Origin of the sequence: Thalassovita gelatinovora (genome assembly GCF_001458355.1) — a bacterium.
Taxonomy (GTDB): domain Bacteria; phylum Pseudomonadota; class Alphaproteobacteria; order Rhodobacterales; family Rhodobacteraceae; genus Thalassobius; species Thalassobius gelatinovorus.
The window spans coordinates 134,587-151,156 of record NZ_CYSA01000016.1 but is presented as its reverse complement, the minus strand read 5'-3'; the positions used below and the strand labels follow the sequence as shown (position 1 = coordinate 151,156).

General features: G+C 60.1%; 17 protein-coding genes. 15 read left to right on the top strand and 2 right to left on the bottom strand.

What is annotated here, in order from left to right; all coding sequences use genetic code 11:
• Nucleotides 1-7: 7 nt before the first annotated feature.
• From TG4357_RS09090 to TG4357_RS09070, 5 genes are read left to right on the top strand one after another with little or no spacing between them, the layout of a single operon-like run.
• On the top strand, nucleotides 8-1,462 hold the full coding sequence (locus tag TG4357_RS09090) for an aldehyde dehydrogenase family protein (protein WP_058262566.1): 1,455 nt from the start codon (nucleotides 8-10) through the stop codon (nucleotides 1,460-1,462).
• Nucleotides 1,455-1,904 carry a hypothetical protein gene (locus tag TG4357_RS09085; protein WP_058262565.1) on the top strand — a complete coding sequence of 150 codons (450 nt, stop codon included), beginning with the start codon at nucleotides 1,455-1,457 and terminating at the stop codon, nucleotides 1,902-1,904. Before TG4357_RS09090 ends, TG4357_RS09085 begins: the two co-directional genes overlap by 8 nt.
• Entirely contained in the window at nucleotides 1,901-2,641 is a 741-nt protein-coding gene (locus TG4357_RS09080; protein WP_058262564.1) for an SDR family oxidoreductase, read from the top strand. Before TG4357_RS09085 ends, TG4357_RS09080 begins: the two co-directional genes overlap by 4 nt.
• A gap of 59 nt (nucleotides 2,642-2,700) precedes the next feature.
• The gene (locus TG4357_RS09075) at nucleotides 2,701-3,048 is read left to right on the top strand and encodes a CidA/LrgA family protein (RefSeq protein ID WP_058262563.1); all 348 of its coding nucleotides are present in this window, start codon (nucleotides 2,701-2,703) and stop codon (nucleotides 3,046-3,048) included.
• A complete protein-coding gene (locus TG4357_RS09070; protein ID WP_058262562.1) occupies nucleotides 3,041-3,772 on the top strand; it encodes an LrgB family protein in 732 nt (243 codons plus the stop codon). The genes TG4357_RS09075 and TG4357_RS09070 overlap by 8 nt, the downstream gene beginning before the upstream one ends.
• Before the next feature lie 102 nt (nucleotides 3,773-3,874).
• Here the strand turns inward: TG4357_RS09070 and TG4357_RS09065 are convergent, their stop codons facing one another.
• Nucleotides 3,875-4,453 carry a hypothetical protein gene (locus tag TG4357_RS09065; RefSeq protein ID WP_058262561.1) on the bottom strand — a complete coding sequence of 193 codons (579 nt, stop codon included), beginning with the start codon at nucleotides 4,451-4,453 and terminating at the stop codon, nucleotides 3,875-3,877.
• A gap of 405 nt (nucleotides 4,454-4,858) precedes the next feature.
• Between TG4357_RS09065 and TG4357_RS09060 the strand changes: the two genes are divergently transcribed.
• The 8 genes from TG4357_RS09060 to TG4357_RS09025 all read left to right on the top strand — a co-directional run bounded on the left by TG4357_RS09060 (nucleotide 4,859) and on the right by TG4357_RS09025 (nucleotide 13,855).
• Nucleotides 4,859-5,977 carry a substrate-binding domain-containing protein gene (locus TG4357_RS09060; protein ID WP_139193663.1) on the top strand — a complete coding sequence of 373 codons (1,119 nt, stop codon included), beginning with the start codon at nucleotides 4,859-4,861 and terminating at the stop codon, nucleotides 5,975-5,977.
• A 71-nt stretch (nucleotides 5,978-6,048) separates the two neighbouring features.
• Nucleotides 6,049-6,813 carry an ABC transporter ATP-binding protein gene (locus tag TG4357_RS09055; protein ID WP_058262559.1) on the top strand — a complete coding sequence of 255 codons (765 nt, stop codon included), beginning with the start codon at nucleotides 6,049-6,051 and terminating at the stop codon, nucleotides 6,811-6,813.
• Nucleotides 6,806-7,531, top strand: a complete 726-nt coding sequence (locus TG4357_RS09050) for an ABC transporter ATP-binding protein (RefSeq protein ID WP_058262558.1) — start codon at nucleotides 6,806-6,808, stop codon at nucleotides 7,529-7,531. The genes TG4357_RS09055 and TG4357_RS09050 overlap by 8 nt, the downstream gene beginning before the upstream one ends.
• Nucleotides 7,532-7,604: 73 nt before the next feature.
• A complete protein-coding gene (locus tag TG4357_RS09045; protein WP_058262557.1) occupies nucleotides 7,605-8,636 on the top strand; it encodes a branched-chain amino acid ABC transporter permease in 1,032 nt (343 codons plus the stop codon).
• A gap of 1 nt (nucleotide 8,637) precedes the next feature.
• Entirely contained in the window at nucleotides 8,638-9,708 is a 1,071-nt protein-coding gene (locus TG4357_RS09040; RefSeq protein WP_058262556.1) for a branched-chain amino acid ABC transporter permease, read from the top strand.
• 154 nt (nucleotides 9,709-9,862) lie between these two features.
• Nucleotides 9,863-11,041 (top strand): MFS transporter, encoded by a 1,179-nt coding sequence (locus TG4357_RS09035; protein ID WP_058262555.1) that lies wholly within the window; start codon nucleotides 9,863-9,865, stop codon nucleotides 11,039-11,041.
• A gap of 72 nt (nucleotides 11,042-11,113) precedes the next feature.
• Nucleotides 11,114-12,136, top strand: coding sequence for an aspartate-semialdehyde dehydrogenase (locus TG4357_RS09030; RefSeq protein ID WP_058262554.1), 1,023 nt, complete (start codon nucleotides 11,114-11,116; stop codon nucleotides 12,134-12,136).
• A 108-nt stretch (nucleotides 12,137-12,244) separates the two neighbouring features.
• Complete coding sequence (locus TG4357_RS09025) at nucleotides 12,245-13,855, top strand: DUF4139 domain-containing protein (RefSeq protein WP_074647027.1); 1,611 nt, start codon at nucleotides 12,245-12,247, stop codon at nucleotides 13,853-13,855.
• Nucleotides 13,856-13,865: 10 nt separating this feature from the next.
• On the opposite strand, the gene TG4357_RS09020 is transcribed toward TG4357_RS09025, so the two are convergent.
• A complete protein-coding gene (locus tag TG4357_RS09020) occupies nucleotides 13,866-14,516 on the bottom strand; it encodes a carbonic anhydrase (protein ID WP_058262552.1) in 651 nt (216 codons plus the stop codon).
• 194 nt (nucleotides 14,517-14,710) lie between these two features.
• Between TG4357_RS09020 and TG4357_RS09015 the strand changes: the two genes are divergently transcribed.
• A complete protein-coding gene (locus TG4357_RS09015; RefSeq protein ID WP_058262551.1) occupies nucleotides 14,711-14,938 on the top strand; it encodes a hypothetical protein in 228 nt (75 codons plus the stop codon).
• A gap of 109 nt (nucleotides 14,939-15,047) precedes the next feature.
• Nucleotides 15,048-16,547 carry a calcium-binding protein gene (locus TG4357_RS09010; RefSeq protein ID WP_074647025.1) on the top strand — a complete coding sequence of 500 codons (1,500 nt, stop codon included), beginning with the start codon at nucleotides 15,048-15,050 and terminating at the stop codon, nucleotides 16,545-16,547.
• Nucleotides 16,548-16,570 lie beyond the last annotated feature (23 nt).

Sequence of the window (16,570 nt, the reverse complement as noted above, 5' to 3'; positions counted from 1 at the left end):
AAAGATCATGACCCAAGAGCTGAACCTGTGGTTCGACCCGTCGAAATGTTTGATCGGGGGCCATTGGGTGGCCCCGATGGGGGGACAGACCCTGCCATTGGAAAACCCGTCGACCGGGGAACAGATCGGCGAGATTGCACGCGGCGGCGCGGCGGATATCGATGCCGCCGTGGCGGCGGCGGACATGGCGCGGGCCGGGGAGTGGGGCCGGATGAGCGCGGTGGACCGCGGCCGGGTGTTGTTCCGGCTGGGCCAGTTGGTGCTGGAAAAGGTCGACGATCTGGCGCGGATCGAAGCGCTGGATGTCGGTAAACCGCTGAAACAGGCGCGGGCCGATGCGGTGGCTTTGGCGCGCTATCTGGAATTCTATGGCGGGGCGGCGGACAAGCTGCACGGGCAAACCATTCCTTATCTCGATGGCTATACCGTTTATACCTTGCGCGAACCGCATGGGGTAACGGGCCATATCGTGCCGTGGAATTATCCGATGCAGATCATCGGGCGGTCGGTCGGCGCGGCACTGGCGACTGGCAATGCCTGTGTGTTGAAACCGGCCGAAGATGCCTGTCTGACCGCGCTGGCCTTTGCCGATCTGGCCAAGGCGGCGGGGTTGCCTGACGGGGCGCTGAACGTGGTGCCGGGGCTGGGCGCGGAAGCCGGCGCGGCATTGAGCGCGCATCCTGGTATCCATCACATCAGTTTCACCGGGTCGGTCGGTACCGGGGTTCAGGTGCAGATGGCGGCGGCCCCCAACGTGGTGCCGGTGACATTGGAACTGGGCGGCAAGTCGCCGCAATTGGTGTTTGACGATGCCGATCTGGACGCGGCGCTGCCGTTTCTGGTCAATGCGGGGATTCAGAATGCCGGGCAGACCTGTTCGGCGTCGTCGCGGATTCTGGCGCATCGGTCGGTCTATGATCAGGTGGTGGAACGGATGGCTGCCCGCTATGGCGCGTTGCGGGTCGGGCCGGCAATGGCCGATCTGGATGTCGGGCCGCTGATTTCGGGCAAGCAGAAGGGGATCGTCGGCGGGTTCCTGAGCCAAGGGGCCGATCTGCAAACCGCCGCGCAGGGCGTTTTGCAAGATGCGCCCGAGGGCGGGTATTATGTGCCGCCGACCCTGTTCGCCGGGGTTTCATCCGATCATGCGCTGGCACGGGATGAAATTTTCGGCCCGGTTCAGGTGGTGATCCCGTTTGACGACGAAGCCGAGGCGGTGGCGATTGCCAATGGCACCGATTACGGGCTGGTGGCAAGTGTGTGGACCCGCGACGGTGCGCGGCAGATGCGGATGGCCAAGGCAATCCGCAGCGGGCAGGTGTTTTTGAACAATTACGGTGCCGGTGGCGGCGTCGAATTGCCGTTTGGTGGCATGGGAAAATCGGGCCATGGCCGCGAAAAGGGGTTTGAGGCGCTTTATGGTTTTACCACGCTGAAAACCGTGGCGGCGTTTCATGGCTGATCCTCGGCTGGCGGATCTGGTGGGCCGGGTGCGCCGATTTCTGGAACCGCGTTGGTCCGAATGGCACCTGCACGAAGGCAGCCCGGCGTTGCGGACGCCAAGTCAGGGCACCTGTGGCCGCTCCAGCCTGTTCCTGTGTCAGGTGTTGCAGCAACACGGCATCGTGGCCGGCTTCGCCGCTGGCGACCCGACCGAGGGACAAAAGGGGTTTCATACCGCGCAGGGCTGGAAGGGCCATGCCTGGGTAGAAGCAGAGAACAAGATTTTGGACGTGACGGCGGATCAGTTCGGTCTGCCGCCGGTGGTGATCACCGGCACGGATGATCCGCGCTATGGCCGCGGCACCGACACGTCAGAACCGGAATTTATCGCCAGACGGCAGCGTATGGTGCGCGAGCTGATGACAGACTGGATGGCGCAGAACGAGGAGAAAGCGATATGAGACTGCAAGGAAAAACCGCCATCGTGACCGGCGGCGCATCGGGATTCGGTGCCGGGATCGTGCGCAAATTCGCCGCCGAAGGTGCGCGGGTGATGGTGGCCGATCTGAACATCGATCTGGCCGGTGAGGTGGCGGCGCAATGCGGTGGTATCGCGTGTCAGGTCGATGTGTCCAAGGATGACAGCGTGGCCGCAATGGCGGCAATGGCCGCCAAGGAATTGGGCGCGGTGGACATCCTGGTCAACAATGCCGGGATCACCCATTTGCCGACCCCGATGGACCAGATCGGCGAGGACGAGTTTGACCGGGTTTTCGCGGTGAATTGTAAATCCGTCTACCTGACCGCCAAACATCTGGTCCCGGGAATGAAAGCCGCCGGCAAAGGTGCCGTGTTGAACATTGCCTCGACCGCCGGGCTGAGCCCGCGGTCCAATTTGAGTTGGTATAACGCATCGAAGGGCTGGATGATCACCGCGACCAAGACGATGGCAGTGGAATTGGCCCCCGCCGGCGTGCGGGTCAACGCGTTGTGCCCGGTGGCGGGTGAAACGCCGCTGTTGAGCAGTTTCATGGGGGAAGACACACCCGAGATGCGGGCGAAATTCCTGTCGACCATTCCCTTGGGCCGATTTTCCACCCCCGAGGACATGGGCAACGCCGCCTGTTTCCTGTGTTCGGACGAAGCCGGTATGGTGACCGGCGTGGCGATGGAGGTCGATGGCGGCCGCTGTATCTGAGGCTTGTGTCGCTGTTCCGTCGGTGCGACGCTTTCAAAGCGCCACACCGGGGGGACGAGATGCTGGGCTTTTTGACGTTAATACTTGTGTGTCAGTTGTCAGGGGAACTGATTGCGGGGGTCTTGGCCCTGCCGGTTCCGGGGCCGGTTCTTGGCATGGTGTTGCTGTTCGTTGTTCTGGTCCTTCTGGGGGATGTGCCCGAACGGTTGGACCAGACCGCGACCGGGTTGCTGCAATCGATGTCGTTGCTGTTCGTGCCTGCCGGGACCGGGGTGATCGTGCATTTCGATCTGCTGGGCGAGGCGCTGTTGCCACTGGGCGCGGCCGTGATCGTCAGCACATTGGCCACCATCATAGTGACCGCGCGGTTGATGCAATGGCTGGGGAAAGCCCGTGCCGATGGATAGTTTGCAAGAAACCTGGGTCTATCTGAGTGCCTCGCCGCTGTTTCATCTGACCATGACGCTGGTCGCGTTTCAGATTGCCAATTGGGTGTTCGAAAAAGCCGGGCGAAATCCGCTGTTGAACCCGGTGCTTGGCGCGGTTCTTTTGCTGGTGGCCCTGCTTGTGGTCACGGACACCGATTATGGCACCTATTTCGAGGGTGCGCAGTTCGTTCATTTTCTTCTGGGGCCTGCAACGGTGGCCTTGGCGGTGCCACTTTACCGGCAATGGACCCATGTGCGCCGGTCGGCGCTGGCGATCACGGTCAGCCTGTTGGCGGGGTCGCTGACCGCGATCCTGACCGCCATAGCGGTGGCTTGGCTGATGGGGGGATCGGCGCAAGTGCTGGCTTCGGTCGCGCCAAAATCCGTCACCGCCCCGGTTGCCATGGCGATTGCCGAAGGGCTGGGCGGCGTGCCGTCTTTGACGGCCGTTTTGGTGATCGTGACCGGCATTTTCGGTGCCATGTTCGGCCCGGCGGTTCTGAGCCTGATCGGGGTCAGCGATCTGCGGGCGCGCGGGTTGGCAATTGGCACGGCCAGTCACGGCATCGGGACCGCGCGGGCGCTTCAGGAAAACGAAACCGCCGGGGCATTTTCCGGGCTTGCGATGGGGTTGAACGCGTTGGCGACCGCCTTGTTATTGCCGATCCTGTGGGGCGTTTTGGTGAAGTATCTGACGTTCTGATGCGGTTGGGTCGCTGACCGGATGTCCGCGCCCCAAAGACATTCGCAGAATGGGGCGCGGCGGTTCGGTGAAACCGTCTTTGTCAGCGGACGATGGCGCTGTTCATTCGCTCCATGGGTGGACATGCACGTCCCGGCCAGAATGTCCTTTCAGGATATTCACGGCGAGGTCTTCATGTTCTTTGTCCTTGACCCTGACCCATAGCAGAATCCCGCCATGTTCGATCTGGTTCGCATAGTAGTCCTTGTGGTGTTTTCCGACGCGTCGCGCCAGCAATGTTCCGATCACGGCTGACGGGGTGCCACCGATTGCAATGGCGGCGATAGAGGCTGCGAGTGTGCTGGCTGGTGTGAGCATTGCGGCCATTGCGATATATGAGCCAAGAAAGAAGAAACCACCGGCAATGCCGCCTTCCAATTCGCCGATCGCTTCTTCGGAAACGAAGGCCGCGCGGGGGGCGTCGGGATCGTCTTCCAGATCGGACGCGCGCCAATAGGACTTGCCCAGTTTTTCCTTCAGCACGTCCTGACCGGCAAGAAGGCTGATGTCATACCGGCTGAATCCGACCATCCGAAGATCATAGAAAGCCGCCTGAAGATCTTTGAAACTGTCGAACACCCCGACCGCTTCGGGGATATTGATCGCAGTGCTCTTGTGGTCTTTGCCTTGTGAATTCGTCATTGGATTTTCCTGTCTTTGTCATGTCCGCGTTGTGCTGAAATTATTCGGTGCGGGTTGTCGGTGCCTTGACCGAGGTCAATGAAACTTGTGCTGCACTCAAATAGCAATACCGGAGCGCGAATAGACGTCTTGGCAAGCGTTGAATACTTTTGAAACGCGGTCCGGCTTGTCCGGCGGTTCAGACAGTAGAGGCCCGCAAAACCGGGGGCTGCCCGTTGCGGTTTGCAGGCAGGGTGCGGGACGCTTCTACGGGGTTTTGTGTACGTGTTCCCTCGGATTGACAGCAAATCACCCTGAGCCCTAGCATCAGCGCGACCGACAAGTTTGTCAGTTCAGGGAGGAACTATCGTGAAAACCGCATTTTTGACCGGGCTTGTCTCGGCTATTGCCTTGGCGTCCGGGGCCATGGCCGATATCAAGATCGCCCATGTGTATGGCAAAACCGGCCCTTATGAAGCCTATGCCAAACAAAGCCATGACGGGCTGATGATGGGGCTGGAATATGCCACCGGCGGCAGCATGGAAATCAACGGCGAAAAGATCGTCGTGATCGAAAAAGATACCCAGTTGAAGCCGGAAAACGGCAAGGCGCTGCTGGAAGAAGCCTATGGCGATGACGAGGTCGATCTGGCCGTCGGGCCGGTCAGTTCTGGCGTGGCGCTGGCGATGCTGCCGGTGGCCGAAGAATATGAAAAAGTCCTGATCGTCGAACCGGCGGTTGCGGATTCAATCACCGGCGCGAACTGGAACCGTTACATTTTCCGCACCGGGCGCAATTCGTCCCAAGACGCCGTGGCCAACGCCATCGCGCTGGGCGGTGAAAACGTGAAGATCGCCACACTGGCACAGGATTACGCCTTTGGCCGCGACGGGATCGCCGCGTTCAAGGAAGCCTTGGCGGGGACCGGCACCGAGATCGTGCATGAAGAATACGCCCCCACCGACACCACCGATTTCACCGCCGCCGCAGAACGTATTTTCAACGCAATGAAAGACGTCGAAGGCGACAAGAAACTGTTCGTGATCTGGGCCGGTGGCGGCAACCCGATGGGCAAGGTTCAGGCAATGGACCCGTCGCGGTTCGGCATCAAGATCGCCACCGGGGGGAACATTCTGGCGGCGCTGGCGGCGTATAAGGAATTCCCCGGCATGGAAGGGGCGACCTATTACTACTATGAAAACCCCAAGAACGAAATCAACGACTGGTTGGTGAAGACCCATCAGGAACGGTTCGGCACCCCGCCGGATTTCTTTACCGCGGGTGGCATGTCGGCAGGGATTGCCGTGGTCGAGGCGATCAAGGCCGCCGGTGGCACCGATACCGAAGCGCTGATTTCGGCGATGGAAGGCATGGAATGGGATACGCCCAAGGGCAAGATGATGTTCCGCGCCGAAGATCATCAGGCGTTGCAGTCGATGTATCACTTCAAGGTCAAGGTTGAAGATGGCGTCGATTGGGCGATCCCCGAATTGGTGCGTGAGTTGACGATCGACGATCTGCCGATCCCGATCCGCAACAAATAAGCGGGTTTTCCCGTCCGCGGGGTGGCCCTTGGGCTGCCCTGCGGAAATCTTATCCCACAGGATATCAGACTATGAGCAGGGTTATTCTGCAAACCCATGACTTGACTGTCCGGTTCGGCGGTCATGTTGCGGTCGATCACGTCAGTTGCGGGTTCAAGACCGGCGAACTGACCGCGATTGTGGGGCCCAACGGGGCCGGTAAGACCACCTATTTCAACCTGATTTCGGGCCAGATTCCATCCAGCGAAGGCCGGGTCGATCTGAACGGGCGCGATATCACCCGGATGTCGGTGTCGCAGCGCTGCGACATGGGGATCGGGCGGGCGTTCCAGTTGACCAACCTGTTTCCCAATCTCAGCGTGCTGGAAAATGTCCGGCTGGTGATCCAGGCCAAGGCGAAGATGGGGTTTAACCTGTTTTCGATGGCCGACAGCCATGCCGAGATCACCGACCGCGCGGTTGCGGTTCTGGACAAGGTGAAGCTGTACGATCTGTGCGAAGAACCGGTTTCGGTGCTGAGCCACGGCAATCAGCGCAAGCTGGAAGTGGCGATGCTGATCGCGCTGGAGCCGCTGGTTTACATGTTCGACGAACCCACGGCCGGAATGAGCGTGGATGAAGCACCGGTGGTGCTGGACCTGATTGCCGAGCTGAAGGCGGAAAAAGACCGCACCATCTTGTTGGTGGAACACAAGATGGACGTGATCCGCACCCTGGCCGACCGGATCATCGTTTTGCATAACGGGGCGCTGGCCGCCGATGGCGATCCGGCCGAGGTGATGGCCAGCGACGTGGTGCAGGAAGCCTATATGGGCAAGGAGCTGGACAATGTCTGATCCGATCCTGACGCTGCAAGGCGTCTATACCGATATCGCCCAGTATCACATTTTGCAGGGTGTCGATTTGCAGGTGCCGCGCGGCGAGGTGACGATGCTGCTGGGCCGCAACGGGGTGGGCAAGACAACCACCTTGCGCACCATCATGGGCCATTGGCGCGCCAAAGCGGGCAAGGTGATGTTCGACGGGCGCGATATCGCTGCGTTGCCGACCCCGGCCATCGCCCGGATGGGCGTCGGGTTCGTGCCTGAAAACATGGGCATTTTCAGCGATCTGACGGTCGAGGAAAACATGGTTCTGGCGGCGGTGTCCGGGCCGATCGATGCGGGTCGGCTGGATTGGATCTTTGCCGCGTTTCCGCCGTTGAAGACGTTCTGGAAAAGCCATGCCGGCAACCTGTCGGGCGGCCAGAAACAGATGTTGTCGATCGCCCGCGCGATGGTAGAGGAACGCCAGCTATACCTGATCGACGAACCGACCAAGGGGTTGGCCCCGGCGATCATTTCCACCATGGCGCGCGCTTTGCGCGAGTTGAAGCAACAGGGCGCGTCGATCCTGCTGGTGGAGCAGAATTTCAGTGTCGCCAAGGCGCTGGGTGACAGTTGCGTGGTGATGGATGACGGCCGGGTCAGTTGGAGCGGCGCAATGGCGGAACTGGCCGCCAGCGCGGAATTGCAGGAACGGCTGATGGGGCTGAGCATGGAGGCGCATCAATGACGGTTTCGCGCATGTGGTCGGGGCGGGACGCCTCGGGCGGGAGTATTTTGGGAACAATGAAAAGGGCAAGGTCATGAGCGCGGCCCCCGAACATGCGCCGACGATGGCGCGGGCGAATCTGGCCGAGCGGATCGCGCCGTGGTTGCCGATGCTGCTGGTGCCGCTGGTGATGCTGACCGGGCTGATATTGATCCCATCAGGGTCGAGCTGGCTGACGCTGACGGTAAGCGGGTTGGCGATGGGGATGATGATTTTCATCATGGCGTCGGGGATGACTTTGGTGTTCGGCTTGATGGACGTGATCAATTTCGGCCATGGCGTGTTCATTTCGGTTGGCGCCTTTGTCGGGGTCAGCGTGTTGCTGATGCTGGCCGGGATGACCGCCGCACCGAGCCTGTTTTTGAACCTGCTGGCGATGCTGCTGGCGATCATCGCGGCGGCGTTGGCCACCGGGGCGCTGGGCTGGGCGTTCGAGCGGGTGATCGTGAAACCGGTTTACGGGGCCCATCTCAAGCAGATCCTTGTCACCATGGGCGGGCTGATCGTGGTTGAGCAGCTGATCATCGTGCTGTGGGGGCCCGAAGAGATATATATCTTGCGGCCGGAGGCGTTGAAGGGCGCGGTGACCTTTGCCGGCGCGGCGCTGGAAAAATACCGGCTGGTCGCGGTGGCGGTCGGGTTGGCGTTGTTCCTGACCATGCGTTTCGTGCTGCGGCGGACCAAGATCGGGCTGATCGTGCGCGCCGGGGTGGAAAACGGCGAAATGGTCGAGGCGCTGGGATACAGGCTGCGGTTGGTTTTCATCGGCGTCTTCGTGGCCGGGTCGGCGCTGGCCGGTCTGGGCGGGGTGATGTGGGGGCTGTATCAGGAAGTGATCACCGCCCATATGGGCCAGCAGATGATGATCCTGATTTTCATCGTGGTGATCATTGGCGGGCTGGGCAGCGTCGAGGGCTGTTTCATCGGCGCGCTGCTGGTCGGGTTGTTGCAGAACTATGTTGCGTTTCTGGAACCCAAGGCGGCGCTGATTTCCAATATCGGCCTGATGGTGGCGATCCTGATGTGGCGGCCGCAAGGCATGATACCGGTTGTGAAGGCGAAATGAGATGCTGATGAAACTTCTTTCCGGCGATGCGCCGCGTAGTCGGGTGTTGACGGTGATCCTGATGGCGATCCTGTTTTGCCTGGCCTTTGCGCCGTTCCTGTTTCCCGGTGTGCGGTCTGTCGATACCGCGGCGCGGATCTGTGTCTTTATCCTGCTGGTGGCGTCATATGACCTGATCCTGGGCTATGGCGGCATCGTCAGCTTTGCCCATACGATGTTTTTCGGCATGGGCGCCTATGGTGTTGCCTTGGCCTGTACCCATATGGAGCGCGGCTTTGGAGCTTTGATCGTGGGGGCTTCGGGCGGGGCGATTCTGGCGGCGCTGATCGCGTTCCTGATCGGGCTGTTCAGCCTGCGGGTGCGGGCGATATTCTTTGCCATGATCACGCTGGCGGTGGCGTCGGCGGTGGCGGTACTGGTCAGTCAGCTATCGGGGCTGACCGGAGGTGAAGACGGGCTGACCTACAAGATCCCGCGCGAATTGACCCCGGCGTTCCGGTTCGGCAAGGAGACCTTTGGCGGCGAGATTTTAGGGGTCAAGACCAATGGCCGGTTGTTGGCCTATTACGTGGTGTTCACCGGGGCGCTGGTGCTGTTCCTGCTGTTGCTGCGGATCGTGAATTCGCCGTTTGGCCGCGTGTTGCAGGCGATCCGGGAAAACGATTTCCGGGCCGAGGCGGTGGGGTATCGCGTGATCAGCTATCGCACGGCGGCGACCTGCATTTCTGCGGCGGTGGCGGCCCTGGCCGGGGCGCTTTATGCGATCTGGCTGCGCTATGTCGGGCCTGATACCGCGCTGAGCTTCGAGATCATGGTCGATATCCTGTTGATGGTGGTGATCGGGGGCATGGGGACGATGTATGGCGCGGTGATCGGGGCGACCCTGTTCGTGGTGGCGCAGAATTACCTGCAAGGGCTGATGGGCGCGGCATCCAGCGCGGTCGAGGGCGTGCCGATCCTGCCGGATTTGCTGAGCGCGGACCGATGGCTGCTTTGGCTGGGTCTCCTGTTCATCCTGAGCGTCTATTTCTTTCCGACCGGCGTGGTCGGGCGGTTGCGGGATGGCAAGTAGCCGGATTTGCTGACCCGTCTGGCGCGCGGCGCGAAAGGCAGCCGGGCGGCAGGTGTCAAGGTTCCCATTGGTTTCAATGGTCTGTCTCAATTCGGCGGGTTGCTCTTTGCTTGGGATTCGGTCAAGTCTGGGCGACCTTGGAGGAGGGGTTTCCATGAAGTCGGGTTTGGTGCTGCTGTGCGTGGCGTATGTGTTGAGTCAGTTCTACCGGTCGTTTCTGGCGGTGCTGACGCCAGCGTTGCAGGCTGATATCGGGGCCGGTCCCGAGGATCTGGCCTTTGCTTCCGGACTGTGGTTCCTGGCCTTTGCCGCGATGCAGATCCCGGTGGGCGAGGCGTTGGACCGGATCGGGCCACGGCGGACAGCGGGTGTTTTGCTGCTGATCGGTGGCGCGGGCGGGGCGGTTATGTTCGGGATGGCGACGCAACCGGTTCACATCGCGTTGGCGATGGCGTTGATCGGGCTGGGCTGTTCGCCGGTCCTGATGGCGAGCTATTACATCTTTGCGCGGATCTACAGCCCGGCGGTGTTTGCCACGCTGGCGGCGGTGCTGCTGGGCACAGGCAGTCTGGGCAATCTGGCCGGGTCATTGCCGATGGCGATGGCGGCCGAGGCGCTGGGATGGCGCGCAACGATGCTGGGCCTGGGCGCCTTGAGCGCGGTGGTGGCGCTGGGGCTTCTGGTGGTGGTGAAAGACCCCGAGCGGGTGGCGCATGATCAAAAAGGATCGGTTCTGGACCTGCTGAAAATCCCGGCGATGTGGCTAATCTTTCCGTTGATGTTCGTGCAATACGCCCCGGCGGGCGGGCTGCGCGGGGTGTGGGTCGGTCCGTATATGGATCAGGTCTTTGGACTTGATGCCACCGCGATCGGCAAGGTCACTTTGGTGATGGGGGCGGCGATGATTCTGGGCACGTTCGCCTATGGTCCGCTGGACCGGCTGTTGGGTACCCGAAAATGGGTGATTGCGATCGGCAACGCGATGGCGGCGGTGGTGCTGTTCATGCTTTATCTGCTGCCGTTGGAAAGCTATTGGACGGCCGCGCTGCTGTTTGCGGCGGTTGGATTTTTCGGGGCCAGTTTCCCGGTCCTCATGGCGCATGGGCGCAGTTTCTTTCCGCCGCATCTGGTTGGGCGCGGGGTTACCTTGATGAATCTGTTTGGCATTGGTGGTGTCGGGCTGTTTCAGGTGGCCACCGGTAAGCTGCATTCGGCGCTGTCGGTTGACGCTGTGTCGCCGAGTGATCCCTATCGCGCCTTGTTTCTGTTATTTGCGGTCTGTCTGGTGCTGGGGTTGCTGCCCTATCTTCTGAGTCAAGACCGCACCGATTGACGCGAATCCCCTTTAATCCCTTGGGGCGGTGCTGTATGTGCCGGGGCGTCTTAACGAAAGGAGACGTCCCAAATGGGCTATAAAGTCGCTGTAGTCGGTGCCACGGGCAATGTGGGCCGCGAAATGCTGAACATCCTGGACGAGCGCCAGTTCCCCGTCGATGAGATTGTCGCGCTGGCAAGCCGCAAATCTCTTGGCACAGAAGTTAGCTTTGGCGACAAGACCCTTAAGACCAAGGATCTGGACACATTCGATTTCACCGGATGGGACATGGCTTTGTTCGCGGTGGGGTCGGAGGCGACCAAGAAATACGCGCCCAAAGCGGCCGCTGCCGGTTGCGTGGTGATCGATAATTCGTCGCTGTATCGCTATGATCCCGATGTGCCGCTGATCGTGCCTGAAGTGAACCCGCAGGCGGTGCATGGCTATGGCAAAAAGAACATCATCGCCAACCCGAACTGTTCGACCGCGCAGATGGTGGTGGCGCTGAAACCACTGCATGACCGCGCCAAGATCAAGCGCGTGGTGGTGTCGACTTATCAGTCGGTGTCCGGGTCGGGCAAGGAAGCGATTGACGAGCTGTGGAACCAGACCAAAGGCATGTATGTGCCGGGTCAGGAAGTCGAGCCGTCGGTATACCCCAAGCAGATCGCTTTCAACGTGATCCCGCATATTGATGTTTTCCTGGACGATGGATCGACCAAGGAAGAATGGAAGATGGTAGCCGAAACCAAGAAGATCATCGACACGTCGATCAAGGTCACGGCAACCTGTGTCCGGGTGCCGGTTTTCGTCGGCCATTCTGAATCGATCAATGTCGAATTCGAGGATTTCCTGGACGAAGATGAAGCCCGCGATATCCTGCGCGAAAGCCCCGGCATCATGGTGATCGATAAGCGCGAAGACGGCGGTTACGTCACCCCGGTGGAATGCGTTGGTGATTACGCCACTTTCATCAGCCGGTTGCGGCAGGACAGCACTATCGACAACGGTCTGAATTTCTGGTGCGTCAGCGACAACCTGCGAAAAGGCGCGGCGCTGAACGCGGTGCAGATCGCCGAATTGCTGGGTCGTGAGGTTCTGAAAAAGGGCTGATATCCGCCCAAAACCGAGATCTGAGAGGGCGCCTTTCGGGCGCCCTCTTGTTTTTTCGGGGCCGACGGGGAAGGGTTGCGCAAACGATCATTTGAACGGAGCGATTTCATGCGTCCTCTTGTTGCTGTCCTTTGTTTTCTTCCAAGTCTTGGCTTGGCCGATGTGATCCGGGTCGACAGCCGGATTGTCGATGTCACGGTGTATCCGCAAGGGGCCAAGATCACCCGGGTGGCGGATTTTTCCATGCCCGAGGGCGATCATACGTTGCGGGTTCTGGACCTGCCGCACACCGCGATGCTGGACATGGTGCGGGCCAAGGTCGAAGGAGCGCGGATGGGATCGGTCAGCCTGCGCGACAGTTTCGTGCCGCCGCGCGGGGACAGCGACAGCGCGGCGATCAAGGCCGCCCGTGCCGAGGTCGAGCGGCGCGAGGAGGCGCTGCGCAGCCGGCAGGATGACGCAGCAGGGCTGCGGTTGGCACGCGAAGCCGCCGAAACGCGGATCGGGTTTTTGCGGCAATTGGGCGAGGGCAAGGCGTTGGAAGGGGCCGCGCCCGACACGTTGCGCGACGTGGCGCGGATGGTCGGAGAAGAAACCCTTGCCGCCCGCCGCGCGGTGATCGCAGCCGAAGCCGAGGCGCGCGGGATCGACCGCGACATCGCGGAATTGAAACAGGATCTGGAGCAGGCGTTGCAAGCGTTGCAGGCGGTACAGACCGGCGGTGGGCCGACCAATCTGGTCGAGGTGTCGGTCAGCGCCGGGGCGGCCCAAACAGGCAAGCTGGTGCTGAGCTATTATTCGGCCGAGGCCAGTTGGGAAGCGGTCAATGATGCCTATCTGACCTTGGGCGATACACCCGGTGTCGATTTGCAGCGCGGTGCGATGGTGTGGCAGCAGACCGGCGAAAACTGGGATGATGTGGCGCTGACCCTGTCGACCAGTGCGCCGAGCGGACGGTTCCAGCCGGGCGAGGTCACACCCTGGCTGCGCCGGATTGGCGAGCCTTATCGTGCGGCCGCCAAGATGGCTGCCGACAGCTTGGCCGGTGCGCCAATGGTCGAACCTATGGTGATGATGGAAGAGGCCCGCGCGGTGTCGTTGCACGGGCTGATCTATAATTATGGATACCCCAAGCCGGTGACGGTGGCTTCGGATGCGGATGGGGTGCGGATCGCGTTGGGCGATGTGCATTTCGATGCCGCGATCCGGGCTGTTGCCGCGCCGCAATGGGATGAAACCGCTTATCTGGTGGCGGAATTTGTCAACGGGTCGGGCGAATTGTTGCTGCCGACTGGGGTGACGCAGCTGTATTTGGAAGGGGAATTTGTCGGCGCGACGGCAACCGACAAGATCGCGGCGGGGGCCGAGGCGACGTTGCCTTTCGGCGCAATCGAAGGGGTCAGGGTCAACCGGGTGGTGACCCGCAACGAAGGCGATGCCGGGATTCTGAGTCAATCGAATGAAGAAACCGAAACGGTGCGGATCGCGGTGGAAAACCTGACCGGGCGGGGTTGGCCGATGCGGATCGTCGACCGGGTGCCCTATTCGGAACAGGAGGATCTGACGATCACATGGCAAGCGCGACCGACGCCCAGCGAAAAGGATGTCGATGGCAAGACCGGGGTCCTGGCATGGGAATTCGACATCGCGCCGGGCGACAGCCGCCGGATCGAGTTGAGCCACAAGATGCAATGGCCCAAGGATATGCTGCTGCGCTGAGCAGGCAGGTTCAGACCACTTTGAAGCCGTCTTCGGTAGGCAGGTAATGTTCCAGACTGCCGTCGCCGATATCGTTCCAGACCCCGTGTACCGACAGATCCCCGGTTTCGACCGCGGAGGCGACAAAGGGGAAGCTCATCAGGTTTTCGAGCGAGGTCAGCACCGCCTGTTTTTCCAGCGCGCGTTTGCGTTCGGATTCGTCGGCGATGTCTTTTACTTTTTCATAACCGGGGCGCAGGATGTCCATCCAGCGGCCCACGAAAGACGACTTTTCTTCCAGTTCGGGGGCTTTGCCGGAACACATGTCATGGCAGCCTTCGACGCCCCCGCAGCCGGAATGCCCCATCACCACGATATGGGCGACCTTGAGCGCGGTCACCGCGTATTCCACCGCCGCCGAAGTGCCGTGGTGATCGCCATCGGGTTCATAGGGCGGCACCAGGTTGGCAATGTTGCGGTGGATGAAAAACTCGCCCTGATCGGCCCCGAAGATCGACGTCACGTGTACCCGTGAATCGCAGCAGGAAATCACCATCGCGCGCGGCCTTTGCCCTTCTTCCGCCAGACGGCGATACCAGGTTTTGTTTTCGGCGTAGGTGGTGGCTTTCCAACCTTGATAGCGCTGAACCAGATAGCTGGGCAGGGGCTTGGCATTGTGCATGTCATTCTCCTTGCGATGCGGACATTAGCCGAGGTCATTAGCGCGGATTTAATTGGTTTTCGAGGGAAAACAATTGTTGGCCTCAACCTTTCGAGACCCCAAGGCGGCGTTTCGTTGGTTTCGATGCCGCATGCGCGGCATGAGGAAAGAGGTTTGGAACAGATGATTTTGCTGATGCCGAGGAGCGGGACCGGATGAATCGCGACCGATTGGACGAATTATATGATGTGATCCGCGCAAAGCTGGAGGGAACTTGGGGCTCACGTCAGAATCTATCTTTGGTTGTGGTCCGCCGCACGATCATCCCTGACGGCGCGCAGACAGCCATCGATGGTTTTTTTGCCGTTGTGTATCATTTTTTTCAAACCGTCGCGTTTTTACGAACGGACAGACACAACAGTTACAAAATTCGCTGCTTGTGAAGTTCTGGAGAAACACGGCTCCTCCATAGATGTCCCACACCCAGCTCAACGGCCGTGCGAAAGTAGACCCGTGGTGCGGCGTGGGAAAATTTGTGAGAGGATCGGAAGAATGCCGTTCAAACTGTTAAAGCCATTTTCAAGAAAATCAGCCTGGAACGAAAAGAAGGAAGCATCGAGAGAGAGCGACACGCAACTGACGTTGGAAGAGACCGACAGCGTTCTTATCAGTCAGCCTGAAAGTGAGTTGACCGATATCCGCGTAGACATCCCGTCAGGTGACAGCGAGGAAGCGGACGGTCGCGGTGATGATCCGGGGTTCGTGCGCGGCGGCGACGTTGCAACACCTTCAGTTTCAGTCAACGCCAACTTTTTTGCGCGCTTCGACGCCAATATCACCGTACCTGACTTTTTAATGCCATATTTCGCGAATGGTCTGCAAATCACACCTGGCAATATCTGGGTTGATTGGAATGGGGATGACGCGTTTCAGGGCACAAACGGCGTCGACAAGGCGTTGGGGCTTGGCGGGGATGACGAGATATATCTCTACAACGGTAACGACACAGCCTACGGCGGTGCAGGGAATGACCTGATCCTTGCCGGGCGCGGAAATGACGCGCTTTACGGCGGGGCTGGCAATGATGTCATCTCCGGCGATGTCGGCAACGATACCATTGACGGTGGCACCGGAAACGACGTGCTGCTTGGCGGTCTCGGCAATGACATGATCAAAGCAGGAGACGGAAATGACCGTGTTAAAGGCGGTGAGGGACGCGATGTGGTCCGTGGTGGTGAAGGAGACGACCTTATTGAGGGGGGCGATGGCAATGACCTGATGTGGGGTGACGAGGGGCGCGACACGATCCTTGGCGGCGATGGCGAAGACCAGTTGTTCGGCGGTGTTGGAAACGATTTGCTACAAGGCGGGTTGGGCAACGACCATCTGGAAGGCGGTGCCGGTGCCGACGTCTTGGTCGGAGATCAAGGTGACGACCGTATCAACGGCGGCTCAAGCAATGACATGATGTCGGGTGACCAAGGCAATGATAGAATGGACGGTGGTACCGGCAATGACATTATGTCGGGTGACCAAGGCAATGATAGGATGGACGGTGGTACTGGCAACGACAACATGGAGGGCGGCACGGGAGACGATGACATGCTTGGCGGTGATGGCGACGATTCCCTCTATGGCAATGAAGGGAACGACTACATTCACGGCGGTGCCGGGAATGACATCATCTACGGTGGTACAAATACCGCGGGAGAGATCGGCGATTATCTAATGGGCGGCAGCGGTTTTGACGTTTTCTACTTTGATATTGGTGACAGTGGTGGCAATTCGGCACCATCGGACATCATCGCGGATTTTGGAGCGGGTGGTGGCGATCTGATGGTCTTCCAAGGTTTCGGTCATACTGAATGGCGTGGAGAGGATGGATTTTCCAACGTTGAGGCTGCCGAAGCGTATTTTGAACAGACCCAGAGCGATATCTATGGCGCGGTCACAAATGTCTATTTGCGTGACGACAGTGGGCTTGACGCGGATCTATCCCTCACGTTGCTCGGTCACCTCGATCTCGCCGAGAGTGACCTGTTTATAATCTGAGAAAGAACGAGGTGGTCTGGCGA

What these genes read in the sequence shown, in the direction of transcription:
- TG4357_RS09090 (WP_058262566.1), top strand. Translation starts at nt 8, where the DNA reads ATGACCCAAGAGCTGAACCTGTGGTTCGACCCGTCGAAATGTTTGATC.
- TG4357_RS09085 (WP_058262565.1), top strand. Translation starts at nt 1,455, where the DNA reads ATGGCTGATCCTCGGCTGGCGGATCTGGTGGGCCGGGTGCGCCGATTT.
- TG4357_RS09080 (WP_058262564.1), top strand. Translation starts at nt 1,901, where the DNA reads ATGAGACTGCAAGGAAAAACCGCCATCGTGACCGGCGGCGCATCGGGA.
- TG4357_RS09075 (WP_058262563.1), top strand. Translation starts at nt 2,701, where the DNA reads ATGCTGGGCTTTTTGACGTTAATACTTGTGTGTCAGTTGTCAGGGGAA.
- TG4357_RS09070 (WP_058262562.1), top strand. Translation starts at nt 3,041, where the DNA reads ATGGATAGTTTGCAAGAAACCTGGGTCTATCTGAGTGCCTCGCCGCTG.
- TG4357_RS09065 (WP_058262561.1), bottom strand. Translation starts at nt 4,453, where the DNA reads ATGACGAATTCACAAGGCAAAGACCACAAGAGCACTGCGATCAATATC.
- TG4357_RS09060 (WP_139193663.1), top strand. Translation starts at nt 4,859, where the DNA reads ATGGCCGATATCAAGATCGCCCATGTGTATGGCAAAACCGGCCCTTAT.
- TG4357_RS09055 (WP_058262559.1), top strand. Translation starts at nt 6,049, where the DNA reads ATGAGCAGGGTTATTCTGCAAACCCATGACTTGACTGTCCGGTTCGGC.
- TG4357_RS09050 (WP_058262558.1), top strand. Translation starts at nt 6,806, where the DNA reads ATGTCTGATCCGATCCTGACGCTGCAAGGCGTCTATACCGATATCGCC.
- TG4357_RS09045 (WP_058262557.1), top strand. Translation starts at nt 7,605, where the DNA reads ATGAGCGCGGCCCCCGAACATGCGCCGACGATGGCGCGGGCGAATCTG.
- TG4357_RS09040 (WP_058262556.1), top strand. Translation starts at nt 8,638, where the DNA reads ATGCTGATGAAACTTCTTTCCGGCGATGCGCCGCGTAGTCGGGTGTTG.
- TG4357_RS09035 (WP_058262555.1), top strand. Translation starts at nt 9,863, where the DNA reads ATGAAGTCGGGTTTGGTGCTGCTGTGCGTGGCGTATGTGTTGAGTCAG.
- TG4357_RS09030 (WP_058262554.1), top strand. Translation starts at nt 11,114, where the DNA reads ATGGGCTATAAAGTCGCTGTAGTCGGTGCCACGGGCAATGTGGGCCGC.
- TG4357_RS09025 (WP_074647027.1), top strand. Translation starts at nt 12,245, where the DNA reads ATGCGTCCTCTTGTTGCTGTCCTTTGTTTTCTTCCAAGTCTTGGCTTG.
- TG4357_RS09020 (WP_058262552.1), bottom strand. Translation starts at nt 14,516, where the DNA reads ATGCACAATGCCAAGCCCCTGCCCAGCTATCTGGTTCAGCGCTATCAA.
- TG4357_RS09015 (WP_058262551.1), top strand. Translation starts at nt 14,711, where the DNA reads ATGAATCGCGACCGATTGGACGAATTATATGATGTGATCCGCGCAAAG.
- TG4357_RS09010 (WP_074647025.1), top strand. Translation starts at nt 15,048, where the DNA reads ATGCCGTTCAAACTGTTAAAGCCATTTTCAAGAAAATCAGCCTGGAAC.